General features: G+C 67.8%; 28 protein-coding genes. 2 read left to right on the top strand and 26 right to left on the bottom strand.

What is annotated here, in order from left to right:
* Positions 1-51: 51 nt before the first annotated feature.
* A complete protein-coding gene (locus tag ACZ7P3_RS12985; protein WP_472080961.1) occupies positions 52-1,302 on the bottom strand; it encodes a helix-turn-helix domain-containing protein in 1,251 nt (416 codons plus the stop codon).
* Positions 1,303-1,416: 114 nt separating this feature from the next.
* Between ACZ7P3_RS12985 and ACZ7P3_RS12980 the strand changes: the two genes are divergently transcribed.
* Positions 1,417-1,608, top strand: coding sequence for a hypothetical protein (locus ACZ7P3_RS12980; protein ID WP_472080960.1), 192 nt, complete (start codon positions 1,417-1,419; stop codon positions 1,606-1,608).
* Between the two features lie 76 nt (positions 1,609-1,684).
* Positions 1,685-2,047 (top strand): hypothetical protein, encoded by a 363-nt coding sequence (locus ACZ7P3_RS12975; RefSeq protein WP_472080959.1) that lies wholly within the window; start codon positions 1,685-1,687, stop codon positions 2,045-2,047.
* A 53-nt stretch (positions 2,048-2,100) separates the two neighbouring features.
* Here the strand turns inward: ACZ7P3_RS12975 and ACZ7P3_RS12970 are convergent, their stop codons facing one another.
* The 25 genes from ACZ7P3_RS12970 to ACZ7P3_RS12850 form a co-directional block, all read right to left on the bottom strand.
* On the bottom strand, positions 2,101-2,457 hold the full coding sequence (locus ACZ7P3_RS12970) for a hypothetical protein (RefSeq protein ID WP_472080958.1): 357 nt from the start codon (positions 2,455-2,457) through the stop codon (positions 2,101-2,103).
* Positions 2,447-2,854, bottom strand: coding sequence for a hypothetical protein (locus ACZ7P3_RS12965; protein ID WP_472080957.1), 408 nt, complete (start codon positions 2,852-2,854; stop codon positions 2,447-2,449). The genes ACZ7P3_RS12970 and ACZ7P3_RS12965 overlap by 11 nt, the downstream gene beginning before the upstream one ends.
* A 26-nt stretch (positions 2,855-2,880) precedes the next feature.
* Positions 2,881-3,201 carry a hypothetical protein gene (locus ACZ7P3_RS12960; RefSeq protein ID WP_472080956.1) on the bottom strand — a complete coding sequence of 107 codons (321 nt, stop codon included), beginning with the start codon at positions 3,199-3,201 and terminating at the stop codon, positions 2,881-2,883.
* On the bottom strand, positions 3,198-3,788 hold the full coding sequence (locus ACZ7P3_RS12955; protein WP_472080955.1) for a 3'-5' exoribonuclease domain-containing protein: 591 nt from the start codon (positions 3,786-3,788) through the stop codon (positions 3,198-3,200). The genes ACZ7P3_RS12960 and ACZ7P3_RS12955 overlap by 4 nt, the downstream gene beginning before the upstream one ends.
* Positions 3,785-4,678, bottom strand: coding sequence for a GH25 family lysozyme (locus ACZ7P3_RS12950; RefSeq protein WP_472080954.1), 894 nt, complete (start codon positions 4,676-4,678; stop codon positions 3,785-3,787). The genes ACZ7P3_RS12955 and ACZ7P3_RS12950 overlap by 4 nt, the downstream gene beginning before the upstream one ends.
* A gap of 2 nt (positions 4,679-4,680) precedes the next feature.
* Positions 4,681-5,571 (bottom strand): hypothetical protein, encoded by an 891-nt coding sequence (locus ACZ7P3_RS12945; RefSeq protein WP_472080953.1) that lies wholly within the window; start codon positions 5,569-5,571, stop codon positions 4,681-4,683.
* Positions 5,572-5,584: 13 nt separating this feature from the next.
* A complete protein-coding gene (locus ACZ7P3_RS12940; protein ID WP_472080952.1) occupies positions 5,585-5,782 on the bottom strand; it encodes a hypothetical protein in 198 nt (65 codons plus the stop codon).
* 9 nt (positions 5,783-5,791) lie between these two features.
* Entirely contained in the window at positions 5,792-6,346 is a 555-nt protein-coding gene (locus ACZ7P3_RS12935) for a hypothetical protein (RefSeq protein WP_472080951.1), read from the bottom strand.
* Between the two features lie 10 nt (positions 6,347-6,356).
* Positions 6,357-9,221, bottom strand: coding sequence for a hypothetical protein (locus tag ACZ7P3_RS12930; RefSeq protein ID WP_472080950.1), 2,865 nt, complete (start codon positions 9,219-9,221; stop codon positions 6,357-6,359).
* A gap of 3 nt (positions 9,222-9,224) precedes the next feature.
* Entirely contained in the window at positions 9,225-9,734 is a 510-nt protein-coding gene (locus ACZ7P3_RS12925) for a hypothetical protein (RefSeq protein WP_472080949.1), read from the bottom strand.
* Between the two features lie 18 nt (positions 9,735-9,752).
* Entirely contained in the window at positions 9,753-13,550 is a 3,798-nt protein-coding gene (locus ACZ7P3_RS12920) for a phage tail protein (RefSeq protein WP_472080948.1), read from the bottom strand.
* 141 nt (positions 13,551-13,691) lie between these two features.
* Positions 13,692-14,099 (bottom strand): hypothetical protein, encoded by a 408-nt coding sequence (locus ACZ7P3_RS12915; protein WP_472080947.1) that lies wholly within the window; start codon positions 14,097-14,099, stop codon positions 13,692-13,694.
* A gap of 10 nt (positions 14,100-14,109) precedes the next feature.
* Positions 14,110-14,517: a hypothetical protein gene (locus tag ACZ7P3_RS12910; protein WP_472080946.1), complete on the bottom strand. Its 408-nt coding sequence runs from the start codon at positions 14,515-14,517 to the stop codon at positions 14,110-14,112.
* Between the two features lie 6 nt (positions 14,518-14,523).
* Positions 14,524-14,967: a hypothetical protein gene (locus ACZ7P3_RS12905; protein WP_472080945.1), complete on the bottom strand. Its 444-nt coding sequence runs from the start codon at positions 14,965-14,967 to the stop codon at positions 14,524-14,526.
* On the bottom strand, positions 14,967-15,737 hold the full coding sequence (locus ACZ7P3_RS12900) for a hypothetical protein (RefSeq protein WP_472080944.1): 771 nt from the start codon (positions 15,735-15,737) through the stop codon (positions 14,967-14,969). Before ACZ7P3_RS12900 ends, ACZ7P3_RS12905 begins: the two co-directional genes overlap by 1 nt.
* Complete coding sequence (locus ACZ7P3_RS12895) at positions 15,719-16,177, bottom strand: hypothetical protein (protein ID WP_472080943.1); 459 nt, start codon at positions 16,175-16,177, stop codon at positions 15,719-15,721. Before ACZ7P3_RS12895 ends, ACZ7P3_RS12900 begins: the two co-directional genes overlap by 19 nt.
* A gap of 6 nt (positions 16,178-16,183) precedes the next feature.
* A complete protein-coding gene (locus tag ACZ7P3_RS12890; RefSeq protein WP_472080942.1) occupies positions 16,184-16,552 on the bottom strand; it encodes a hypothetical protein in 369 nt (122 codons plus the stop codon).
* Between the two features lie 2 nt (positions 16,553-16,554).
* Positions 16,555-17,931 (bottom strand): hypothetical protein, encoded by a 1,377-nt coding sequence (locus ACZ7P3_RS12885; protein WP_472080941.1) that lies wholly within the window; start codon positions 17,929-17,931, stop codon positions 16,555-16,557.
* Positions 17,928-18,194: a hypothetical protein gene (locus ACZ7P3_RS12880; RefSeq protein ID WP_472080940.1), complete on the bottom strand. Its 267-nt coding sequence runs from the start codon at positions 18,192-18,194 to the stop codon at positions 17,928-17,930. Before ACZ7P3_RS12880 ends, ACZ7P3_RS12885 begins: the two co-directional genes overlap by 4 nt.
* Positions 18,195-18,317: 123 nt before the next feature.
* Positions 18,318-20,399 carry a hypothetical protein gene (locus ACZ7P3_RS12875; RefSeq protein WP_472080939.1) on the bottom strand — a complete coding sequence of 694 codons (2,082 nt, stop codon included), beginning with the start codon at positions 20,397-20,399 and terminating at the stop codon, positions 18,318-18,320.
* Positions 20,400-20,806: 407 nt separating this feature from the next.
* Positions 20,807-21,256 (bottom strand): hypothetical protein, encoded by a 450-nt coding sequence (locus ACZ7P3_RS12870; RefSeq protein WP_472080938.1) that lies wholly within the window; start codon positions 21,254-21,256, stop codon positions 20,807-20,809.
* Positions 21,257-21,258: 2 nt separating this feature from the next.
* Positions 21,259-21,696, bottom strand: coding sequence for a hypothetical protein (locus tag ACZ7P3_RS12865; protein WP_472080937.1), 438 nt, complete (start codon positions 21,694-21,696; stop codon positions 21,259-21,261).
* Positions 21,697-21,792: 96 nt separating this feature from the next.
* On the bottom strand, positions 21,793-23,163 hold the full coding sequence (locus ACZ7P3_RS12860; RefSeq protein ID WP_472080936.1) for a phage major capsid protein: 1,371 nt from the start codon (positions 23,161-23,163) through the stop codon (positions 21,793-21,795).
* An 11-nt stretch (positions 23,164-23,174) separates the two neighbouring features.
* On the bottom strand, positions 23,175-24,521 hold the full coding sequence (locus tag ACZ7P3_RS12855; RefSeq protein ID WP_472080935.1) for a head maturation protease, ClpP-related: 1,347 nt from the start codon (positions 24,519-24,521) through the stop codon (positions 23,175-23,177).
* Complete coding sequence (locus ACZ7P3_RS12850) at positions 24,511-25,026, bottom strand: endonuclease domain-containing protein (protein ID WP_472080934.1); 516 nt, start codon at positions 25,024-25,026, stop codon at positions 24,511-24,513. Before ACZ7P3_RS12850 ends, ACZ7P3_RS12855 begins: the two co-directional genes overlap by 11 nt.
* Between the last annotated feature and the right edge of the window lie 42 nt (positions 25,027-25,068).

Genomic DNA, 25,068 nt, shown 5'->3' with positions numbered 1-25,068 from the left:
GACCGTAGAGGCCTGGTAGCAGGGCCAGGGGTACAGTCTGTACCCCCTTGCTCACGCTGCGAGAAGGCCCAGCTTCACCGCAAGCGCCGAAGCGCGCTGCCTGCGAGACGGGCTCTTCGCCCCGGTCTCCTCCAGCACAATCCGCTTGGCGTACCCGTTGTACCGAATCGTCTCCGGGGCAGCCTCGAATGCCTTGTCCAGCGTCGCCAGCGCCACATCCGGCTGCCCGTCCAACTGGTATCCGCGGGCCTCCTCGATCCGGTGCCGGGCCCGCCGAGGCCGGGACGGGATCGTCACAGCGTCCGCGGCCGCGGCCTGCCGGACGGACTCGCCGCCCTGGTGCAACTCGACCGCCACCGTGACGGCGTGGGCGCCCATGATGGCCCGCGAGAAGCTGGTAATGGGGTGGTAATAGTCCGCGGGTAGCCGCTCAGCCATCTCCCGCGCCTGATCCCAGTACCGCCACGCTGTGCCCGTCTCTCCGCGGCGCGCCGCCGTGTAACCGGCCTCGAACGTCAACGCGCCCGTGATAGCGAGGACGCCGTCCGGGGCATCCGGCAGCAGCGGTTCCAGGTACGCGAGGGTCTGCTGGTTCACCTCGTCCGCAGCGTCGAAATGCGCCGGACCGCTGTCCCGGTGGGCCTGCGCGGCCAGCCATGCGGCAACGCCGATGGCGTGCGGGTCCTCGGACTCCTGCGCCGCGATCAGCCCACGCTCGGCAACCCGCCACAGTAGGGCGGCATCCGGCTGGTAGGCGACGAAGAACTGGCTGAGGCTGTACACCTCGGCGAGCACCGCGTGCGCGGCCCGACGCTCGGCGCCGCTGTCCGATGCTCGTACCGCGGCCTGCGCGTCCCGAATCAAGTCCGGCAGCAGACCGCCTACGACGTCCCGATGGTTCGGCGCCGAATGCCGCGCCGACCACGCCCGGGCGAGCCGGGCCTGAAGGTGCGCGGCCGGCGGCACCTCCTGCCGGGCGCCGAGCGGGAAGGCATCGACCGCAGCCTTCACCGCGGGCAGGCGGGGATGGCCGGGGCCGGTGAACAGGTCGACGTGCACGGACTGGTCTCCGGTGAGGTCAGCGAGGTCCCGGACACGGAGGATCTCAGCGAGACGCAGGATGATCTCCAGGCGAGGAGTCTTCAGACGGCCGTTCTCGATGGCCTTGACCCACTCCGCCGAGCGGCTGGCGAGGCCACCGAGCTGGTCGCGGGTGAGGCCTCGGCGCGTGCGGAGGATTTGAAGCCTCTGCCCGAATGCGAGGGGGTCGGCGTATGGGTCGGGGGTAGCATCAGATGGCACGGTCTCGCCCCTTCACTCTGAACAGGTCGCACTGCCAGGGTATGGGGCGGGGCCTTTTTCGTGTGCCCGTCTGCAGGATGGTGCCGTGACAGTGCAGGCCCGTAAGGTTGATCCATGTCCCCCAATCTCGTGAGCACTGGCTCGGTGCGCTCTGCCGCCGAGCTGAACGCGCAGATCCGCGCGTTCTGGCTGGGGCCCCGCGCGCACCCGGCGGTGCCGCTTTCTGGGGAGCAGCACGCCGACTACATGCGGCTCGTCGCTCAGTATGAGACCGCGCGCCGGACTGAGGGCGAGCAGGCCGCGTAGCCCTGTAGACATGTCTACAGGTGATGTGCAGAGTGGTCTACAGATGGAGCGAAGGGCGCTCCAGGAGAGGACCACCATGCAGCGCTACGAACTCGCAGCCTGGCTCGGCGACGACCACGGACTCAACGAGAGCCAGCTCACCGAACTCCTCGACCAGGCCAACGAGATCGAAGAGCGCTACCCCGACCCGGACGACCAGCCCGAGCGTGACGCCGCCCTCTCTGCCGCCTACCGCCTTATGACCGAGCCCATCGAGGACGTTCTCGCCGACTACGGCAAGCAGCGCTCCGACGCGCGCGCCATCATCTCCGCCGCGTCCGCCGCTCTGCAGCAGGCTGCCCGGACCGTCGTCGCCGAGGGCAAGCTGAGCGAGGCCGGGTTCTCGCGCGTCGCCCACGTTGACCGGATGTCCGTCCGCAAGTGGCTCGACAAGCGCTGAGTGGAAGGCCCTGCCCGCTGGTTGCGGACGGGGCCTCGGGCGCACTCCAGTTCTCACACGTCGATGCTGTCCACCAAGTACGGCCTTGCCCGCTCCGGTATCGGCCGCTGCAACGGCGGCTCTAGGCCGGCACCGCGGATGTAGCCGACCAGACTGCGCCGGTCCACCACAAGCCAACTGATCGCCGCGCCCTGCCCGGTGATCTGCTCCTGCTGGCCCGAAATCTGGACCTGCTGGCCGACGATGTCCTTCTTGAGGTCGTCGATACGTTCGTTGAGAGCCTTCTTGATCTCGGTGAAGTCGTCCCTGTTCTCCTGGCGCTTCGTGCGCTTTGCCGACCTTGCTGCCCACGCCGCGAGGCCGCCAGTCGCGACGGTCCCAAGGACCGACGCGATGCTGTCAAAGCTCATACGGCGGCTCCGCTCTCTTGGGCCTCGGCGGTTCCGACCACCCGGCCACGACCATGATTCCGATCGCCAGCCCGCCATACAGGGCTGCGGCGATCCACCCCCGCGGAAAGTTGCCCTGCCACCAGGCCACCAGATAGGAGATGACCCACGGCGTCACCATCAAGGACAAGGCCAGGAACCCGAAGTGGTCGGAACCCTGCGGTAGCCACGCCGACACGATCGCCACCACCCCAGCCGTGATCCACAGCCAACCCCACACTTCCAACGGCACCCGGTCCAGCAGCAGCCTCAGGCCACGCTGGTCTGGAGGCGGCGAAGTCACCTGCCCGTAGCCGATGAGGCCCCACACTGTGCCGATGGAGATGAGGAACGCGCCGCGGCGGCCCAGCATGCGCATCAGCCGCCGGACCGCACGGCACACCACTACGCCTCCCGCGGACTGGCGGTGACGAGGCTGTCCTGCGCCTTCCTGGACACCCCGGTCGGCTTCCACAGCCCGAAGTGCGCCAGCACACCGGTCGCGAAGCTGACGAGGGCGAGGATGGCCGCCGTGGCCACGCTGTACCCGGACGGGTGCGGGCCGGCCAGCTCGACGAGGAACCCGTTCAGCGTGGACAGAGCCAGCAGTAGCACAGCCTTGACGCCAGCCGAGGTGACGCGGGTGGTGACCAGGCCGACGAGGAGGGGGAGGACGACGGAGGTGACGAGGCCGAGCCAGTACGCGGCGTCGAGGTTGACGGTCATGAGGTTCTCGCTTTCTGTTCGGCGAGCCAGCGCCGGACGGTTTGGTTGTGGCGGGCATCGGCGAGCGCGTTGTGCTCCCCGGACTCCTGCTGCGGCAACTCGTCCCAGCGGAGGCCGAGCCGAGCGCGTTCCTGCTGGATGTCGTTGGTGAACATTGGAACGCCGTCCGGGAGCGCGATCATCGGGCCCCAGAGCTGCGCAAGGGCAACGTGGTCGTAGGCGCCGTAGTTCGCCCACAGTTCGACGTCCGGCCCGACAGCCTGGATGAAGTCACGCACCTCGTTGGCGATGACCCAGCGCGGTTTGACTAGCGTGTCCTTGGTGTCCGCGCCGACCATGGACAGCAGCGGCTTGGGGTAGCTGTTCTCCGGCATCTTCAGATAGCTGTCCAGCGAGGTCCGCCCGGTGATCGGTAGCGACGGGAGGACGTTCCGGACCAGCCAGTCGCACTCTCGGATGCGGTCCCACGGGGCATCGGAGTTGACCGCGTAGTACTCGCGGCCGTCGTCACAGACCATGCCGATGGAGATCAGCTCAATGTGGCGGCCGTCCTCCAGAAATTCCAGGTCGTAGTCAATCGCCGTCACGCGACCACCTCGAAGCCGTGCTTCGCGCCGAGTCTCTTGAGGCTGGTCATGCCGGGGACGCCGTCAGCGGCAGTCCCCGAGTAGCCGAGGCGCTTCTGCCAGCGCGCGTAGGCGTTCTTCGTCAGCGACCCGAACGAGCCGTCCACGTACTGCCCGGCGAGGAGCTTCTCGGCCCGCAACGCCTTCTCCACCAGCAGCACCTCGGCCCGGTAGGTGGTGTGGCCCTGCGCGGCCGGCACGTCCTTGCGGGCCGCGGCCACCACGTGCGCGAGACTAACCTTCGGCTTTGGGGGCGGCGGCTTGGGCGGTTCCGGGTTGGCCCACGCGAGCATCGCCGCCCTGTCGGCGAAGTTGGCCACGTCGTGGTCTATGCCACCTGCGGTGGAGTACTGGTGGATGGTCCACGGGTGCTGGATGCCGGGCTGGCCGGCCGCCTTGCCGCCGGTGGCGATCCACAGGAAGTCGCCGCAGTTGCTGTTCTGATCGACATGCTTCCAGTTGCTGACGTCGGAGTAGAGACCCACCTTGTGGCCGGGAGCCTTGGCCTTCACGCGGGCCAGCCACTGATCCTTGTACGTGTTGGCTTCGGATGCCGTAACGCCTGCCTGCCCGTACCACTCCCAATCGAGGACGAGGATGTCGCCTGCGTGCAGGTCGGAGCCGAGCTTGGCGAGGAAGTAGTCGGCATCTGCTACCGCGCCGTCGTGGATGTGGGGGTAGTGGTAGTGGCCGACGAGAAGGCCCGCGGCACGGCCGTGGGCGGCCTGCACGCTGGCCTTGGGGTTGACGTAGCCAACGCCTTCGGTCCGCTTGACGACGACGAACGCGAGGCCGGTCGTGTCGTACATCGTCGACTGGTAGGAAGAGACATCGACGCCCTTGACGGTCATGGTCAGAGCCCCTTCTGCGTGAGCCAGGTGCGGGTGGCGAGCGCCATCGCCAGATCCGGATCTGCTGGCGCCGGCTGCGGGGTCGGCGGTACCACCGCGGGGAACGGGCGGCCGGTGATGGCCGTGTACGCGGCGGCGAAAGCCGCGAGGTCGATGCCCTCCAGGAACGCTGGATGTTGGAGGTGCTCGGGCCAGATCACGACCCAGGTCTCCTCGACCTTGCGGCTCCAATACCGGTCGGTGAAACTCGTTTCTTCGGCCCAGGTGATGAACCGCTCGTCGCCGCCGAGCGGTCCTGTGCCGGCCGGGCCGTAGCCGCCTGTGAGGACGGAGTGGCCGCCCTCGTCCGGCGAGCTGCGGTGGTAGTCCCACGGCTCGCTGTCGGCGAACTCCTCCTCGTTCGCGGCCTGGACGACGATGCCTGTCCACACTGCGCCGAAGATCGCTATCGCGGCTTTGACCTCGTCGGGGTTGGTGGGGTCAACCTTGGCGAATCCCAGGGCCTTCACGCCGTCCGGGCCGCCGTGCTTGACGAGGTATTCCAGCAGGGTCTGGATGTCCATGCCCTGGTCGTGCTCGCTGCCCGGCCCGTTCGTGTCCGCGGTGCCGTTCGGGTCGAAGCCTGGGTTCTGTGTCTTGTAGATCGCCCAGGTCTGGTCCTGCGTTGGGTAGCTCTCCGCGCCACAGACCGCGGTGAGCAGGCGCCGGAAGTTGGCCCAGGTCACGGCCACGCAGTCGCCTGCGACGTTGTTGCCGAGCATCTGCCAGGCGGTGAGCCGCGCGAGGTAGTCGGCTGCGGCCGGGTGTGCGGGGACCTTGCCGGTGAAGATGCGGGAGAAGGGGATCGCGCGCCGTCGGCTGGGGGCGCGGCGCCCGTACTTGTGCTGCGTCATGTGCCCTCCAGGCTCAGACAACGGTTATGACCTGCTCGTACTTCTGTGCCGTCACCGACACGACCCCGGACACGCCGGACAGGAACGTCCGGACGGAGTTCACGACGTCCAACTCCGGGACAACCGTCCCTTCCTGGCTGATCGCGGAGATCTGCACCGACACCATCGGCTCAGCACTGGAGTTCTTCGCGGTGATCACATAGCTCGCCATGGGTGCTCCTCACGCGGTCCGGAGGACGTTGATCCAGGAATCCGTGTACAAGGTCGTCGCAGTCGCGGACGACGAGGCCTGCGCCCACGTCAGCGCCAGAGTTCCGGCCGTCGACCCGATCCGGAATGTGGCATACACGGGGATGGTCAGCGTGTTCCCCACCCCGAGCCCGCCATAGGTGCGCGTGGCCGTGATGTCCGTGGACTCCAAACGGACGTTGTAGCCCCACGTCGACACCGCGTCCTGTTGTGTGCCGCCGCCGCCCGTCGCGGACGTCACCGTCGTACCGGCCGCCTCACCCACCCACTCGCCGAGGGTTCCGGTCGGGTAGGAGAAGCCGATCGTGATGTCCGCGGCGGCCAGCGCGTCGTATTTGAGCCAGCCCCAGAGCGTGTACACGGCGCCCGCTACCACGTCCATCTGCACATGCGGGTCCGCAGTCTGGGTCGTCGTCGCAGACCGCGGCGTGTCTGACGTCTTGCGGAGCGACTGGGGCTGCGCCGAACGGAGGAGGCTTGCGGTGATCCGCTGGCCCGCAAGGAACGTCGGGTAGCTCTCGGCCACAGTGGCCTCCTTACAGTGCGAGGTAGGTGGGGGTTGCGAGGCGGACGTCGTCCCCGCGGCTGTGGGTTTTGACGACGCCGTTGATGCTGCGAGTCAGCGTGAAAACCTGCGGCGAGACGATCGCGAAGTCGTCGTACTTGATCGACGGGTTGACGTTCGTGCTGGACGATCCGGCGATGGACCGGAACCCGACCAGGAGCGGAGTCACGAGATCGCCGTCCATTACGGACACCTGCCACTCCGGGGTTTCAGCGTCCGTCGCCAGCCACGCCTTCGCCCGCAACAGCGAGCCCTTCAACTTGAACCGGAGCCGGTAGAAGGTGCTCGCCACGAACGTCGTAGCGGGCATCGTGTAGGTACCGAGGATCGTCTCGACCGCATTGACCCGCTTGATGATCACCACTTGGACGGTGTTGGTCGTGGTGAACCGGATCTGCCCGCTGTACAGGTTGTCGACATCGAGGTAGCGGGAGGCCAGCCCACCAGCCAGGAAGTCACCAGTGGCGAGCTGGTCGGCCGTGATGCTGGTGTACATATCAAGATCGGCGATCGTTGTCGTCAGGAAGCACCGCCTGCTACTCCCCGCGGTAGCCAGCAGGTGCGCACCGACGCCGCTGCCGACGGAGTAGTCCGTCGCGCTGCCGCCGCCCGTCGACCACGTCAGCCCGCTGTCGTCCGCACCCCAGCCGCCCGACACTGTGCGAGTGAAAGTATCCAACTGCAGATCAGAGATCCCCGTGACGCGGATGACCTCACCGCCCACGTTGATGTCCAGCGGCAGATCAGAGGCGCTCTTCGTCCACAGCCCATCCCACGGGTCCGACGGCTGCACTCCCGCCGCCGTGTCCACAGTCGTCAGATTGCCGACCAGCTCGGAGCCGTCCGTGTCGATCCTGCTGTCGGCGTCGTCGAGGACACCGATCGACGAGTACGGGCTGGCCGGCGCGCACGTGAACGTGAGCTTGTGCTCGAACCGGGTGATCGTCTCGCTGATCCCGAGGACCAACTGGTCGATGGTGTCCGGCGGTAGCCAGGCGGGCGGGTTGGTGATCTGGATCCGGTCGCCCGCTCGCATGCCGATGATCGCCCGCCGCATGTCCGGCGTGATGCTCGGGTGCGCGAGATTCACGGCGATCGTCGGGTACCGGGCCTCGTCCACCGTGCCGAGGTGCACCCGCCACGCAGCCTGATCCCGCAACGTCGCCGTATCAGAGGACGCCAGGTTCAGCGTCGTCTCCTGCCCGTATGTGCCCACACCGGCCGGCGGGAGCGCGGTCGACAGCGTCCCGGACGTTTCCTCGTAGGTGGCGGAGATGCCGCCCACGGTGACGGTGACCTTGTTCTGTACGTACCGGTCGTCCTCAACCGGGGTAGGAATCGCAGCCAGGTTCGCGCCCGCGTAGTTCAGTGTCAGCGCCGGGTCCTGGTTGTACAGGGAGGCGCGGGTGCGGTAGCCGAGGCCGAGGACGCGGGGGTTCTCGTACAGCATCCCGCCGTCGGCAAGGACGGCCTCTTGGATCAGCGACAGAGTGTTGGCCTTGCCCTGCGCGCCGAGCGGCACAGTGTCGTCCAGGTCGCCCACCGCGTCGAACGCGATCCCAGCCTCGTCGCACAGTCGCTGGATGCGGCGGCCCGCGGCCTCCCCGATCGGGTTGAGACGGACCCCGAGCGCGTCGATCGCCGTGACCTGGTTCTCGACCGTCGCATGCCCGACCGCAACCCCCGGGAGCAACGCCGTGCCGGGCCCGATCACGCTCCGGGACGCCGGCCCGAACTGCACCCGGGTGACCCGGGTGAGCTGCGTCAAGGCCTCTGTGTCGCTGACGCTGTACGTCCGCCCGCTGTTCACATCTTTCAGACGTATCGCGCGCGTGATGCTCGTCCCCGACTCCTGCAGTTCCACGCTGACGTACAGCAGACGACCGCGCACGTCGAGCGTGTGCGGCAACAAGGCGCCAAGGTTGGTGCCGTCGTCCCCACACGTCCGCAACACCAGCGAGTTGGAGGCGTCGGCCGAGACGGAGTAGTACAACTCCCAGAACTGCGGAGCCCCGATGCTGTAATCGACCTGATCGAACGCACAGAGCACCTTGCCCTCCGACAGGCCGGCCGGAGGGATGTACGCCAGGAACCGGACCTGTGTAGCCGACGGGTCGTCGTACTTCGGGACGCCGCCCGACACGGTCGCGCTCGTCAGGTCAGGCAGCGGGTCCGAGGCCGCGAACCCGCTGTAGGACGCGAGCGTCGGCGTACCCGTCCAGGTCATCGCCGACCCGGTCGTCAGCGCGCTCGCGAGCGTCATCGACCCGGACGGGTCCTCCATCGGCCAGTACGCGACCACCGAAGAAGGCAGAGGGTCCGTGATCGCGGTGTAGATGACCGACCGTTCCGGCGCCGGCCCCTGCGCGAGACGGCGCAGGATCCCGGACGCGGACACGTCCGTCCACACGTCGCTGCCGCTGGTGTCCCAGTTCGGTGCCCACTCGGAGATCTCGCCCCAGATCCGGTAGCTCTTGCCGCCGAGGCCGTCCGGCACGCTCACGCGGATCGGAGTGTTGCGGCCGATCAGCCCGTAGTACAGGCCGGTCGGGTTGCGGGGGCTGAACCGGCCGTCCCTGTTGTCCAGCTCCAGCGTGCACGTCGACGGGTCCGTCTGCGAACCCTCGTCCCGGATGCCCTTCGTGATGGCGATGTTGCCGCTGTCGTCCCGGACCAGGCAGTACCCGGTGACGTCCACCCAGGCTCCGGCGACGAGGATCTCGATCTGTACGGGCTCGCCGTTCGACGCCTCCCCACTGCCGCGCGCAGGCGCAGGCGCGGGCCGGAGCGCCAGCCGGCGCCGCCACGCCGCGATCTGAGGAACGAGCCCCGGCATCGGTCAGCCCACCTCCTGGAAGGTGATCCAGCACCGCATGTCCGAGGCGGTCGTCGGGCAAGTCGCCCGGACCCGCAGGAACTTCGAGACGGCGACGATGGGCCGGTCATCCGGCATGAACGTCCGCACGTACTGCAGGCCGGACTCGCCACTAACAGATGACAGCGAGACTGCGTCGAACGGCCTCGTGGCCGTGATCGTGCCCTCCGCGGAGCCCGTGTAGCCGGTCGCGCTGGTGCCCAGGGTGAGCAGCGTGGTCGTCCCGTTGGGGTCCAGGTTCACGACACCCGAGGAGACATGCGCCGTCACGGTCGCGGCCACGTCCGTCTGCAGCAGCTCCACGACGCCGTCCGCGCCGGGCGGGTCGTCCAGGCTGAACCCCCACTCCAGGATCTGAATCATCCGGGTCGAAGGCGTGGCCAGCTGGAGCATGGTCTTGATGGCTGTGCCAGTCGTGACGGATGCCAGCGCCGCCGTAGTCGGCGCCGGCCCGTTCCAGGTCGTGTAGGGCACTCTTGTTCCTCTCTCGTCTTACCGGCCGCGTGGCGGCCGAAGCGTCGCCTCGATCGAGCCGCGGGACCGCACGGCCTTGCGACCCGTGTCCACCCACAGCTCGCCGAAGTCGCGCTCGCCGATCCGGACCTGAATCACCAGGGGCTGGCCATCACCAGCGGGAACCGCCCCGCCCCCAGCCGCTGCCGGTGCACGATGTGTCGCGGTGAGCATCGATGCCCACGGCGCCTGAGCCGCCGCCAACTTCCGCCGGGAGTCCGGGTTGCTCCACACCCGCGCACCAGCCGGCAGATCCAGCAGCTCCGGGCCCTGCTCACCCACCCACGTCAGCGACGAGCGGAGACCGCCAGAAGCTGCGGCGCCAACGATGCCGCCGGAAGCCTTCCCCTTCAGTGCCTTGGAGATCAGCTTCTCCAAGGACTTCGCCAGGCTGGCCATGCTCTTTTCGAGCTTGGCCTGCTGAGCGGTGAGCTTGTTGACGACCGCTGTCTGATCCTTGATCGCCTTCGCGTACACCGTGTCCGCGGTCGTCTTCCCAGCCGAGCCAGCCGCCGACTCGATCTGCCCTTGCATCTGGTTGATCGACGACACCTCGGACGCCGATGCCTGCAGCAGTGCGCCCGCGGTCTCCAAGCCGCCACCGTCGATGCCGGCCTCGGCAACCTGCTGGATGATGCTCTTGGAGAAGCCCTTCGCCTTCAACTGCTTCAGCGCGCTGGCGAACGCGGTCACCTTGTCCCGGGACGCGACGAGCCCGGACTTGACCGCTGACAGCGTCAGCGTGCCGCCCTCAGCCCCACCAGCCGCCTTGGTGATGTTGGCCGAGCCGATCAGGTTCGACTTCACCGAACTGGCAAGTTGCGAGGAGGCGTCCTTCAGGCTGTTGAGCTTGTCCTTCGCCGAGGCCAGCGACGCAGTGACCTTGGTCAGCTGCTTCTCATGGCTGATCAGCGCTTTGCCAACGCTGTTCAGGTGCTTGATCAGGTTCGACTCGGTCCGCCCGTGGAACGCCCCACGGATCTTCCCCGCAGCCTCATTCAATGACGACACCAACGCGTTGACGTCCGTCGGCGCGCCCAGATTGTGTTCGAACGGCGTCCTCTTATAACCCGCCAACCTGCCGAAGTAGGAGATCCCGAACTCGCTGGACAAGTCCTTGCGAGGCTGTGCCTCTGCCTGGGCCAGAGCCCGTGCCCGCTGCTGGGCCTTCGTCAGATGCCCGCCCCTCGCGAACCCGGCAACCTGCATCCGGCCTTCGTTGATGGCGTCGAGCATCTTCACGCCGTACTTCCGGACCGCGGCAGCCTTCACCACGTACTCGGTGTTGGACACCCTGGCCAGCGCGCCGGATCCCATGAAGCCGAGGATGCTGTCCGATGTGCCGCTCCCCGGGCCCTGCACGTAGCCGCCATCCGGGAACGACTGGACGTCACCACCGGACGCGTACCCCCGTACCAGGCCGCCGCTCGCGTAGTCGCGGTGCGCGACCGGCACGTTGGCCGTCTTGTTGACCGAGGTGAAGGTGTGGACCGTGTTGATGTAGGTGGTGCTGGTCTTCCCGTTCAGGGAGCGCATCATTGCTGCCACGTTCGCGATCGCGCCCAGCGCCTGACCGTTGGCCGCGGTGATCCTTACGCTGCCGTTCTTCAGGTGGGTGACCTTGAAACCGAAGTTCTCCAGCACCGCCTCGGCAGACGACGCCAGCGTCTTCAACGTGACGCTCTTCGAGCTCGGAGCCCGCTTCACCGCAGCGCTGAACGCCTCGATCCCGGCCTTCGCGTCCTCCGTGTTCATCTTGACCGTCGCGGTCTTGTCCGGGATCTTCAGGATCTGATCCGCCAACTGCCGCGCCTGGCTTGCCGTGAGGCCCATCGCTTCAGCGCTCTTGATCAGCTGCCCGCGGCCGCGGGAATAGATCCCGTTGACCGTCTCCCAGCTGGAGCCCGACTCGCGCGCGGCCGACGCCGCGGCATCGGTCTTGTCCGCGAGATCCTGCAGCGCGCTCGCAGCGTTCCGCGCCTTCTCACTGTTGAGGTTCAGTACGCCGTTATGCATGCTCAGCGCACCCGCGTTGTCCTTGGCCGCCTTCGACGCGTTGTCGATAGCCGCCTCGAACCCGATCATCCCGCCGAGACCCTGCCGGTTGACGTCGTTCAACGCCTGGATCGACTGACGCAGACCGTCCGCCGAGGCCTTCTGTGCGTCCAGCTTCGCGGACGTGTCCTGCGCAGCCTGCCCGAACAAGCCCATCGACTCGGCGGTGAGCTTCGCCTCCAACGCCTGATCCGCCAGCGCGGACTTGTAGTCGTCGAGCTTGCCCTTCAGCTCCTTCGATGACAGGCCCTGCTTCTCCATCGCCTTCGCGATGTCCTGGAACGCCACCTTGGCCAGGTCAGCCTTGCCACCCTTGACCATGTTCGCCAAGGACTTGTCGACCGCGTCCAAATCTTCCTTGGCCTTCGCCACTGGCGTGGAGTCCATGCCGACAAGGGAAGTCAAAAACTGCTGCGTCTTGTCCAGGTTGCTCGGGCGGGCCAGCGTCCGGAGACTGTCAGCGAGGCCACCGAGATCCTTACCGTAGGAACGCAGGGCCTCCCCGGACACCTTGCCCGTGCGCCCAAGATTCGTGATGGCTGTGGTCATCCGGTCGATGTCCGGTGGCGCCTTCTTCCCAATGTCCGAAAGCTTGATCAACACCAGCGCCAGAGCCGCGATACCCGCCACCACCACGGACGCCTTCGCTACCGTCCCCAGCGACAGGAACGCAGCCTTCAACCCCGCGATCCCACCACCAGCAGCGACGGACGCCGCCTGTAGCGCAGCCACCTTCCCAGCCAGCGACGCGAACCCGCCCGCAACCGCCGTGATCCCAGCACCCGCCAGCTTGATCAGCTTGAACGCGGCGTACACCTGCATCAGGTTGCCGATCAACTGCGGTGGTACCGCAGCAACCAGCTTCGCGAACGCGTTGACCAGCGTCAGCATCCCCGGGCCGGCGTCCGCCGCGCCCTGCGCAATGTTCCCAAGCGCCTGCACCAGGTTCGACAGCAGCTCCTTGACCGCCGGCCCCTGCGCCTTGGCGTACGCCATGAACTCGGAGAGCGGGCCCCTCGCGTTGCCTTCGGACATGACCCGAATGAAGTGGATTGCGCCATCCGTCGCACTCTTCAGGCTGTTGTTCGCGAAGTCGGAGACCCGCTTCGCCAGCCCATCGAACGCCGACGTGTTGATCGCCCCACCCGCAACCTTCATCAGCCGATCCAACTGCGTTGAGGTGCCCTCAACCATCGGCTTCAGCTTCGGCAGCAACGCCCCCATCACGGCAAAGGAGTGCTCGACCGGAACCATCGTGAACTTCGCCGTCGAGTCCGAGAAGCCCTTGAACTGGTCCCGCAGGTTGCCGTATGCGGCCGCGGCCTGCTGCGTCGCCTTCGGCATACCAGCCAGCGTCTGCGATGCCTGCTGCTGCGCCTGAATCGCCTGCTTCGACTGCGCCCCGTACTGCTGCACAGCCTGGCTGTACTTGTCCTGCGCCTTCGCCGCATCGCCCAGGTTCCCGATCTGCGGGATGACCGCGGCACCGAACGCAGCCACAGCAACCCCGGCCGCGCCAGCATGCGCAGCGATCGGAGCCAACGAGGCCGCGACCGGCACCGCCGCCGGCGCCAGCGACAGCAGGGACGCACGTAGATCCTTAAAGGCGCCGCCGCCATCGCGGGCGGTGCGGGAGAGGTGGTTGACCGTCTGGTTGACGGACGTGATGCCGGGCCCGGTCTGGTTGTCAACCCGGACTGTGATCGTTATTTCGTCAGACATCGTCCACCTCCCCTCTGTCGCGTCCGCCGCCCAGCTCTTCGATCTTCACTAGGCGCATCAGTTCGGTGTCCTCCGCGAGGAGGGAGGACAGGGTGTAGCCCGGGAACCGTTCCAGCAGGCCGAGCAGGTACCGGGCTCGGGTCAGCTCGCCAGGCTCTCCGACAGTGCTTCCATCGGAATGGATGCCACCTGGGACGGCTCGCCAGAGGGCGAGCTGTCCGGCAAAGGGTCGGCGTCGTGTACCCCGATCAGCGTCTGGACCCAGGCGTTGTTCAGGGCGGCGACGAGGTCGTGGTCGAGGGCCTTGACTGCGTCGATCGTGGTCGGGAGCGGCTTGCCGTCCTCGTCTTCGAGGTTCCAGGAGATGAGGTGGTCGACGAACCGCCGCACCGAGGCGGCGCCGTTCGTCTCGCCCTCGCCGCCGTCGAGGCCGGTGACCTGTTCCCACTCGCCGTAGGTCATGCCGGACAGGCGTGCCTCGGCACCGTGGTACTGGTGGCCCTCGTCGAACGTGACGAGGTACGTCTTGACCTTGGCTGTGAATCCCATGCGCTACCCCTCAGGCCCAGGTGGGGACGGTGCCGTCGGCGAGGGAGCCGGGCGCGGACCAGGTGAGTTCGCCGCTGTCGGAGCGGGTGAGCTGGTAGTCGGAGAACAGGGCCTCGAAGGCGAGCGTCACGCCGTTCACGGTCTGTGTGACGGTGCGTGCCACGCTGGTGCTGGGGACGGTCTTGAACACGTCGTGGGCCTGGTTGGAGGCGGCGTTGAAGACGCCGTTGAGAGTGACGCTGGCGTCGGCGAGGAGCAGCAGCCGCTCGTTCGCGGACTTGTCGACGCCGGTGATGTCCTGCACCCCGCGGGGGGTGCTCATCTGCCAGTTCGTGATGTCGTTCTTGATCGCGCGCGCGGTGCCCGCCGCATCGTCGACGGACAGCGTCGTCTGGCCGAGACCTGAAGCCTTCGCCATGTCAGATCACCCTTTCTCGATTTCGTCTGCGAGCTTCTGCTGGTGCTCAGCGAAGTCCTCGACCCAGTTCTCCGGCCGCTGATGCAACCGGGCTTTCGTGCCGCGCGGGTTACCGCGGTGGTCCCCGTCGCGGACGACATACAGCGGCGGCCGGTCCGTGCGGGTCCGGTGCTCGCGCGCCTTGAAGCACGCTTGTCCGGCCTCGTACACCAGCCAGGTCTCGCCGTCGGCAATGCGCTGCTCGACGTACTTGCGGCCTGAGTTGCGGGCTGCCGCCTGAAGATCTGGAGTCAGTGCCTCCAGCCGTACCCGCCAGCCGTTGACGTAGTGCGGACAGTCGACTTCCGCGCACGTCGCGGGGCGGAAGTGAGTGCTCAGCGGGGAGACGAGCGCGTACGTCTTGTACGCCTCCGGAGCCATCTGCGGCTCGATCCGGAACAGGGCGCCCATCAGAAGACCACCCCCGCAATGTCGTTCTTGATCACATTGACGGAGAACGACACCGAGGAGAACCCACCCGTGGTCACCGTCACCGCACGCACGTACCGGCGGATCGTGTCCGTGTTCGTCAGCGCGATCCGCTGCGAGAACGGCGCCGACGTGACCTGCGTGAAAGCGAAGTTCGTGACGTCGGCGAAGCTCACGTTGTCCGCCGAGTCCTGGATCTTGACCGTCACGTCCGTCCCGGTGAACGAGAACACCTGCAGATACGCCTGACCACCGAAACTCGCGCTGGCCGTGGTGTCGATGCTCGTGCCGTTGGTGGCCGTCGAGTCCGTGCGCACGCCCGCCGTGAGCTGCCGGCCCCACTCGATGCCGTAGCCGTTGGACTGCGCGCTGACGCCGAAGGTGAGCATGCCGTCGTCGCCGCGGGTGGGGTCGTAGTTGATCTGCTTGGCGACGATCGAAGCCGCCGGATCCCCGAGCGTCGTACCGCGGCAGTACGTGAGGATCACGTCCGAGGTGGGCAGCGCGGCCAGCTTCTCGTGCGTGCCGCCGGTGACGGCAACGTGGTTGAAGAACGTCGTCATCTCGAACTGCCCGGAGCGCAGGCCGCCGATCCGTTCGTAGGCGCTCTTGTCGATCCCGGTCATGTTGAGCAGGGCAGGGCCGCCGCCGATGTTGCCGAGCTGCTGAATGTCGCCAGAGGCGTTGAAGCCAGCGATGTAAAGGTTGTCGCCGAGCCCCGAGGTCTTGGCCACTACGGTGCCTCCGTCCATGCATCGTTGATCACGAGTGGGATGGTGAGCGTGGCCACCCGGTAGGTCGTGCTGTCGAAGCGGGCGTAGCCGAAGTCCGCGCCGAGCGGGGCGCCGTGCATGCCGAGGAGGTCGACGTTCGCCACGCTGCCGGCCAACTCGAAGTCACCGGAGTACGCGTTCATCAGCCCATCCACCGCGCCCGTCACGGCCACGTCCACGTCGTCCTGCGGCTCCGTGTCCGCCGGCAGGAACACGCGCCCGGTCAGCTCCATACGCACCGACACCGAGGCGAGCCCGGAGCGGGCTGGGATCGGGGTGATCCGCTTCACCCACAGGGCGTAGATCAGCCCGGAGCCGGGCGCGGACACGGGCTCGTGCCCCAGCACCTGCTCGAACAGACCGAGCCCCTGTGCATGCGACAGGGCCACGCTGCGGTACGTGGTGAGATCAAGAGACACGGGCGATCACATCCGTCCCGTGTACCGGCGCAGCAGCCGCTCACCGATACCGCGCTTACGCTCGTTCAACCGGTGCCGGGTCTTGATCCAGTGGTCGTAGCCCTTGAACCGGGTCACCGGGAAGTTCCGGGAACCGACACCGGCCAGCCAAGGCCCGTACACGACACGGGAGTCCCAAATCTTGTGGCCGTCGACGACGACGCACCGGGACTCGTAGTAGCCGGTCGGGTGCTTGAACACCGCCCGCATCTCCTGCTTCAGGATGTTCAGGCCCTCCTCGGCCAGGTTGCGCTCCAGCCGGTCCACGTACTCGTTTGCGACGCGGCGGGCGCGCCCGTCGAACATTGGGCCACGGGTCGAGACGTCGAGCTGCATGGCTACACGCTCCGAATCCGGGCCTTGCGGCCGCACTCGGTGTAGACGCTGTCCCGCAGGTCATTGAGGCCGCGGCCGGACGCCTCGCGCTCGTTCTCGCCGGAGCCAGCCGTCCGCGCGTACCCGGAGCGTCCTTGGAGGAGGTCCGTGAGGGCTTCGGCGATGGCGAGTTGCCGGATCGGGCCGGGCGGCTGCCAGGCGTGCACGGTGCTGCCGTTGGCGTGGGTGTCGGCGGTGGTGCCGAGCGCTCCGCGGGTGACGGTGAGGGTGCGGGGTGCGTAGATGGTGGCGCCCAGGGTGTGGGCGGCGATGGTGGATCCGTCCCACGCACGCCTGACGATCAGGTTGTTGCCGACGACGTCCTCGACGAGCATGCGTTCGGCGTCGATGAGGATGACCTCACCGGCCGCGAACCCTGCGCCTGACTGGACGGTGACGGTGACGCTGTTGTTGACGTTGGTGAGGTCGGCGCCGAGGGTCTGCCCGGTCGACAGCTGCGTCCGTCCGGTGACGAGCATCCGCTCGCTGTCGACCCTCAGCACGCTGCCCACACCGACCACGGCAGAGGTGGCGGCGTCTACGTCAACGCCTGTCTCCGTGGCGTCGAGGATCTCGGCGAGCGCGCCCACCGTGGTCTCGGTGTTCCGGTAGCCCCACAGCCCGGTCACCTGGATGTCCCGCTGGTGGGTGTCGCCGCCGCCGAACGATGCGTCTGTGGAAAGTTTGATCTCGATCCGGGTGAACGGCGGCCCGGACACGTTGGGTTCGAGGTTGTAGTCCGTGGACGGGATCGTCTGTCCACCCGACGCGAGGGTGGTGACCGAGATCAGCTCGGACGCGTCGAGGCGCAGGATCCACGGCGTCGCGCCCTGCCGCGGCGGCCAGTCGAAGTAGCGGGTGGCGACGACCGGGTAGAACCGGCGGTGGCACAGCCCCTCGACACGCCGGCTCGCTTCCTCGATGGCGCGGTCGATCCGGGCGTTCGAACGGCTGGTCTCTTTGACGTCCAGCTCGGCCTTGATCTCCTCCCGAGTGGCGTACCAGACGCCGTCCGGGCTGGTGTTGGTGGCGTCCGCGGTGGCCGGCGCGGTGACAGTGATGGTCTCGGTGGCTGTGACGGGGGCGCTGCTCTTCAGGCCGGTCCAGGTGGCGAGGTACAGGCCGGGGGTGAGGCTGGAGGCGGGTGTCCAGGCGTAGCCGTAGCTGCCTGTCCCGGGGTGTGTCACGCCGGACGTGGTGGCCGCGAGCGCGGTCGATCCGGTGGCGATGCTGGTCACGGCGATGGTGGGCGTGGCGTCGAGGTCGGTGAGGCTGCCGCCGGAGAAGTCGTACCACTGGGCGAGCAAGGAGACGGGCTGGCCTGCGATGACGTCGGTCATGCGTCCACCTCCGGCAGCGAGCCGGGCACCAGGACGACGCGGGCAACGGTGGTCTCCAGGCGCATGCCGTGCTTGGCCAGGACCTCGGCGATCTCCTGCGCGCACGCCTCTGTGCGGGCCCGTTCGTCGTCGGCGAGGACACGGCGGGCCTCGGCGACCGGGTCCGGCTGTTCGGGCTCGGTGCACGTCTTCAGGTGCTCGTTGAGGTCGACGACGGCATCCGTGCAGCGCGGGCAGTGTGTCAGGCCGAACTCGTCGGGCATTGCCGCACCAGCGTGCGGATATCCCGGGCACGGCACGACGTTGCCCTCGCTGTCGGTGTGCAGCGAGGCGCAAGACACGGACGGGGCGCCTTCGTCGGTGTGGTTGCTGTGCACGGGTTCCTCCTACGCCGCCGCGATCGTGGTGACAGTGCCTGAAGAGCCCCGGAATTTGAGGGCGCCTGATTCGACGTACAGGACACCGCCACCGGTCGGGTTGATCGTGGGGGCGGTGGTGGCGTTAGCGATACCGATCACGCCGGTTCCACCGCCCACCGAGCTGGTGTTGATCCGCAGGTTGGCGCCGACCTGGAAGGAGTTGTCCGTGCCGACCACGGCCGTGTTCATGCGGTAGAGGTTCACGTCGCGTGCCGTGCTGCCGCCCGGCCCCCAGCTGAAGACGCCGCCAGCCGTGACCGCGAGCCGGGTGACGGTGTCCCCGGTGACCCGGGCTGTCAGCAGCAGGCTGCCGGACGTGGCTGTCTCGCCGCGGTACAGCGGCGACGAGGTGTTCCCGGAACCGTTGGTGTTCGTGACGTTGACGCCGGAGTTGTCGGTGGCCAGGGACACCGTCACGGCATCGGAGCCGTTGGGCGTGGTGCCAACCGCGAGCTGGGTGCCGACAGCCAGCGCCGTGTCTGTCTTCAGGCGACCCGCGGCGGACCGGTACAGGTTGGTGTCCCTGGCGTTGGTGCCGTCGCCCCATTCGTGCTTGCCGTCGGCGTACATGACCAGGCGCCGGTTCGCGTCGCCTGTGACGGTGGCCTGTACAGCCCGCTCGGTCGTCGCGGACATCTGCGCGTCGAAGGCGGCGGCCGAGCCGATCGTTGCGGACGGCTGCGCGGAGAACCCGTGGATGCCGGTCGCGCCCCACACGGTGGCGAAGCGGCTGCCCTTGGCGGCCGCGGCACCGTTGGTGATCTGCCCGTCGGAGCGCTGGATGAACAGCGGCGTGCCGAGGGCCGCGCCGGTGTCGTCGTAGCGGACCAGCCTGAAGTTCGTGCCCGCGTTGCTGCCGGTCTCGGTGTCCGTGTTCGCTTCGACGGCCCACCGCCGGCCGGACGCCTGCATGTCCGACGAGATCGACAGCAGCAGCTGCTTGGCAACCGTGTTGCCGCCGCCGATCCTGAGCGCGGTGTTCCCGTTGCCGGTGTAGTCGCCGGCCGTGATGGTCTGAGCCCTGACCGACAGGTCCGCGAGGTTGGTGCGGATATTGGTGTACGCGATGCCGATGCGGGCCCCGTCCAGCTGCCCGCTACTGGCCCCGTACCCGTTCCCCTTGGACTGGTCGATGAACGGGATTTCCAGCCGGCCCTGGAGCGCACCGCTCTCGTCGGCGATCTCCAGCTCCCAGTGCCCGTGAATGTTCGAGTGGGAGTTCGCCTCGTAGTGCGAACCGGCCCACACGACGGGCTTCCAGGACACTCCAGACGCCTTCGGGTTACGGCTGGCGGGGTCGTAGCCGCCGGTCGAGTCCGACGTCTGCACCGGGATGTAGAAGGCTTCCATGGTCTTGGCGTCCGCCCGCATGGCGAACTTCCGGACGGTCTCCCCGAAGCTCTTCACGTCGGCGCGCTGGTAGGAGTAGAGGTTGATGCGGCCGGTGGTGTCCGTGCCCGAACCGTCGTCCTCGCCGCCCGAGAAGCTGCTGGGGACGCTCAGGCTCTCGATCGCGCCGGACCGGCCGAGGGGGTAGCCGGCCGGGGCCGCGAACCGGTCCACGGTGAGCGCGTGCAGCGAGGCTGTCCCAGCAGCCCCGTCGATGGTGTGCTTGGTCGTGCCGTACAAGGAGTCGACGAACTCGACCTTCCCTGCTACCTGCACGTTTTGTGCGTCCGCCGACAGTCGGAAGTACGAGCGCTGCGTGCCGCCGTCGCCGCCGAAAGTGCCGTCGGACCAGTTGGAGATGACGAGGTCTGTGCCGGTCGCCTCCAGGTCGAGGCCAGCGCCGCCGCGCCTGAGCCGGTACCCCTTGTTCGTACCTGTGATGGTGAGATCGGCGCCCGAGATGGTGACGCCGCCCGTGAACGTGGCCCCGGCCAGCGCAGCCTTCGTCGCGGCGACACCGTCGACGTAGCCCTTCGATGCGGCGTTCAACGCTTGGTCCGGGGAGGAGTCGGGCAGCGTGAGTTCGCCCGTCATGGTGTCGCCCGCGCGGTTGACCTTGCGGGTGTCGCCGGTGGTGGACACGTAGCCGGTCGCGGTCATCTGCTCTCCTCCTCCCTCGAACCTGGTGGTCTGCTGCTATTGGTCAGCGGAGTCGGTCGCCGACGTACCGGCCGCCTGGCCGCCATCCGTCCCACTTGCAGAACGGCTCCCCGTCCGGCCCTTGCGAGAGCGGCTCGCCGTCGTTGGGGCAGGCGATCGGTCCTGCGTCTCGCTCGGCTCGGGCGAGCTCGACTCCTTCTCGGAGGATGTCGACGAGTTCGTACCAGCTGATACGTCCTCACCTCCTTCCTCGTCGGCGGCCGCGTTGGACGGCCCACCATGAACGGTGATCTTCGCCATGTCCTCTGCTCCTTCCTCGACGTGGTTGGTGCTGCCGCACTGGGGGCACCGCACCGCACCCACCGAGAACCGGCAGGTGCAGTCGGTGCAGACCCTCAGCGCCATGACTAGGCCGCCACCACAGACGCGCCGTTCTCCAGCGCCACATACGTGAGCGCCCACAGGATCACGCCGTCCGTACCCGCCGAGACGTGCTCGATCTGCCCGACGTCCATGAGAATCGGGTAGTTCGGAGCGGCGAGCGCACCGACGACGAGACCGGTGGCCTTGGCACCGTTGACGACGAGGATCTCCCCGAGCGCGGTGTCGGTGGTGCCGATGTCGGTTGCGGCGCACAGATCGACGGTCGTGCCAGCCGTCGGGTTGTGCTGCAGCTTGTAGCTGTTGGCGACGGTCACCGCGGTGGTGACGCGGCCGACGATGCTGGTGACGGCTACGAGGCCGCCGGCGATGGTGAACAGCGGGACGGTGGCTGCGGTGAGGGTGCCCGTGGACTTCTGCACCCGCGTGCCGTAGTTGATGGTCCGGAGCTGGTCACCTGCGATGATCACAGACATGGTCAGGCTCCCATCGCGGGCAGGTTCGCGGCCGCGCGCTGCGTCATCAGGTCCCGGGTGACCGCGTTCACCGTGCCGGCCCCGGTCGAGGTGACCTTGACGTACTTGTAGGTGTCGGACAGCTGCGTGCCCTCGACCTCGAACACGGCCGCCTGCTGCGTTGCCGCAGCAGCGGTGACGACGGTCGCGGCCGCGGCCTGGGTGCGTCGCGTCCACGCGTCGGACGCGTTGCCGGTGTTGGTGTAGTACTCGGTGATCACAGCGAGGTTCTGCGCGCCGGTACCGGAGGAGTCCTTCGCTTCGACGAGGGTGTAGGTGTCGCCCGCGGCGCCACCGAGGTAGCAGAGGAAAGCGATACCGCCCGCCTCCCGCAGGTTGATGTACACGCCGTCCGCGGCGGGGCTGGTGTTGAACACCCTGCCGAGTGCCTTCTGAGCCATCCCTGGCTCCTTTCGTCTTGGGGTCCTGTCGGGGCGACACTGCCGACCCGGGTGGGAGCCGCCGCCGGGGCGTTACTGCCGGCGGCGGCCGTTCGGTTAGCGGGCAGCCAGCTCCACGAACGGGGAGAGGGTGTTCCCGCCGTTCTTCGGAGTGATCGCGGACTTCAGCCACGGGCGGCCGTCGACGCGCTGGATGATGCGGAACGTGGTCTTGTCGGAGCCGAAGTTGAAGTCGGTCGAGGAGTCGGCGGTCATGGTCTGCCGGTCGCCGACCAGGTAGTAGGAGAGGTCGACGAAGCTGATGTCGCCTCGGTCGCCGAGCGCGCCCGCCTTCTCGCTGATGATCAGCGGGCGTCCGAAGATGGACATCGGCGCCGGGCCGGTGGCGTTGACGACGAACACGGCGTTGCCGCCGGTGCCCACCGACAGAGCCATGGTGAGCAGCTCGGGGATCGCATCCGGGGAGCAGATCCACACCGCGCTCGACAGCGAGGACGGAAGCATCCGGCTGTACATCTTGACGATGTTCTCGTAGACGATCGTGTCCGCCGCCTGCCCCGACTCGGCCGGAACAGGGATCGCAGCCGGATTGCCGGCGCCCATGAACCCGAGGGGCTCGCCGACACCCGAGCCCGCCATGAACTTGGCGTCCTCCTCGAACGCCAGCGCCTTCGGCCACAGTGATTCGATCAGCGCGGAGAACGAGACGATGGAGTCCTGGAGCAGCTCGTTCGGCACGGCGGACAGGCCGGTGAGCTTCTTCGCATCGAGTTCCGCACGGCCGAACTTCGGGTTGGAGTCGGTGAGGGCGGCGCCCTCCTCACCCCAGTAGGCGACCATGCCACCGAACACGGACGACTGGTTCGACGTGCTGTCGATCATCGGGAACGGAACGCGCGCCGAGTCCATCGGGACGACAGTCGCGAGCGGCCGGACGACGGACATCTCAATTGCGATCTGCAGCAGCTGGGAACGCAGGGTCTCCGGGACCAGGAACCCGCCGTCGGACGGGGACACGGACGACGCCGCGTTACGCAGCACGGTCAGCTTCTCCGCGACCGACGCCTGCGGCGACTTGTGCCAGATGGTGCGCACGTAGTCGATGTTGTTCGTGAACGTCGAGTCCAGGACGGCGCCCGGTGCCTCCGGGTTGTGGGCAGTGCCTTGCCGATGCGACGTCAGCATGTTCTGGTTGCCGCGCTTGGCCTGCGGGTCGAGGTTGAGACGCTTGATCTCGTCCTTGTCGCCGTTGCCGCCGTTCTCACGGAGCATCGCAGCGAGCTGCTTCTGCGACTCCTCCGCGACCAGCCGCTGCAGGTCGGATCCCTCGCCCTGCTGCTTCTGCGCATAGGCGGTGATGAAGTTGGTGAGGTCGTCGGGAGAGCCGACGACGTCCTTCGCCCGGGTCGGGTCGGCGAGCATCTCCGCCAGCTCGGCGGCGTTGCTCGGGATGGTGGGGGTTGCCACAGGTGCCTCCTTCAGGCTTCCATCGCCGCGCTGGACGACGCCGTGGTGGTGAGGTTGGAGACCAGCACCGACCACGCGTCGGGCTCGTCCTCGGTCAGGTGGGCGACCATCGCCGTCCACTCGTCTTCGGCCGGCTGCTCCGGCTCGGGTTCGGTGGCCGCGGTCTGCTCGATCTCGGCCGTGTTGTTGGCGTTCTTGGCGTCGTCGAGGTGGGCCTGGAGGTGCCGGCGGACGGCGTCGTGCTGGCTCGCGGGGATGTCCGACTGGGGCAGGCGGGCGAGGGCGTTGCGGACGCCAGAGAGGTTCGCTGCGCCCGGGGTGCCGTCGGCGGAGACCTCGTGGTGGGGCAGCTTGCAGGCGGTCTTGGGGAGTTCGCCGCCCTCAACCTGGGAGTCGTCGTACCAGGCGTACATGGCTCGTGCCGTCTTGAGCGTCATCGGTGACGGGAGCCGCTTCTCGTTCGGGCCTGCGTCCCAGGGTCGGTCTTCGGTCGCCGTGTGGTGGACCGGGCTGGCCGTGTCGACGACGTCCGGCACCGGGGCGGCGGCCGGCTCGGGCTGGACCGCCGCTCGGAGCTTGGCCACGACCTCGTCGCCGAGGAGATCTGCGAGGCTGACGACCAGCTGCGGAGCGGGCTCCGGCGCAGCAGGAGGCGGCGTGGGGGCGGGTGCCTCCTGCCGCGCGACCGGCTCCGGTGCGGGCGCCTCCTCGCGGCCCGCATACCGGAATACCGACAGGTCCCACGACGCGGCTACGGCCATCTCGCCCGGCGCGTTCTGGTCCTGCTTGGTCGGCTCGTCGATCTCGTCGGCGAGTCCGGCGTCCACGGCTTCCTGTGCCGAGTACCAAGTCTCCTTGGCCATGGCCGCCCGCCATTCCTCGGCGGTGCCTCCTGCGCGGGCGGCATAGATTCCGGCGATCTTGTCGGACTGGCGGTCGAGGAGTTCGGCCATGTCGCGCATGTCGGCGGCGTTTCCGGCCGTAAGTCCGGCCGCCTCATGGATCATGAATTCGGCGCCCTGCCGGACCACGATCCGATCGCCTGCCATGGCGATCACTGAGGCGATCGACGCGGCGAGGGAGTCGACGTAGACAGTGACCTTCGCGGGGTGCGACCGAAGCGCATTCATGATCGCAATCCCGTCGAAGACCCCACCACCGGGCGACGAGAGATGCAGGTTGATCTGGTTCGCCTGGACCTGCTTCAGGTCGCTGACGAAGTCTTCAGCGGTCGTGCCGAGCCAGCCGATCTCTCCGTACAGCATCACGTCGGCCTCGCCACCCGTGAGGTTGGTGATGCTGTACCACTTCTTTTCGGACGCCAGCCGCGCCCGGAACTTGGACGGGTCAAACGGCATCGGCTCCGGCCTCCTTTCGACTCATGAGGTAGGCCGCGGCCGCGACCATGCGGTCGGAGTTGTCCTGGAACGCGCCGAGGCCCACGTTGCAGCGGGCGCAGAGCAGCCCACGCACGCACTTCCCGCATGACTTCTGACCAGGACAGCAGGAGTGATCGTGGTCAACGTTGAGCATGCGGCCCCGGTTCCCCGACTTGGTCGTGCCACAGATGGCACAGCCGCCGCCCTGCGCCTGAAGGAGCGTGTCGTACTGCTCCTTGGTCAGCGTGTACTTCTGCCGGATGGCTCGATAGGCGTAGTGCTCGCGGTTTTCGGCGTAGCGCCGCCGCATGCTGGCTTTGTTGGCGTCCGTGTACCTGGCGGTGTTGGCGTTGTTGGCCAGTCGGCAAGGATCGCAGGCGGTTTCCCGCTTGGCGCGGTGCGCCTGATATCCGGCAAGGGTGCCGGTGCGTCCCTGGGGGTACTTGGCGGTCGCTTTCGCGCAGGCAGGGGTAACCTCGGTCATGTCGACTCCTACACAGTCGGCCATGCCCCGGGAGCGTTGGCG

Source organism: Streptomyces sp. NPDC107581 (assembly GCF_055657175.1).
This window is presented reverse-complemented; position numbering and strand designations above follow the sequence as displayed.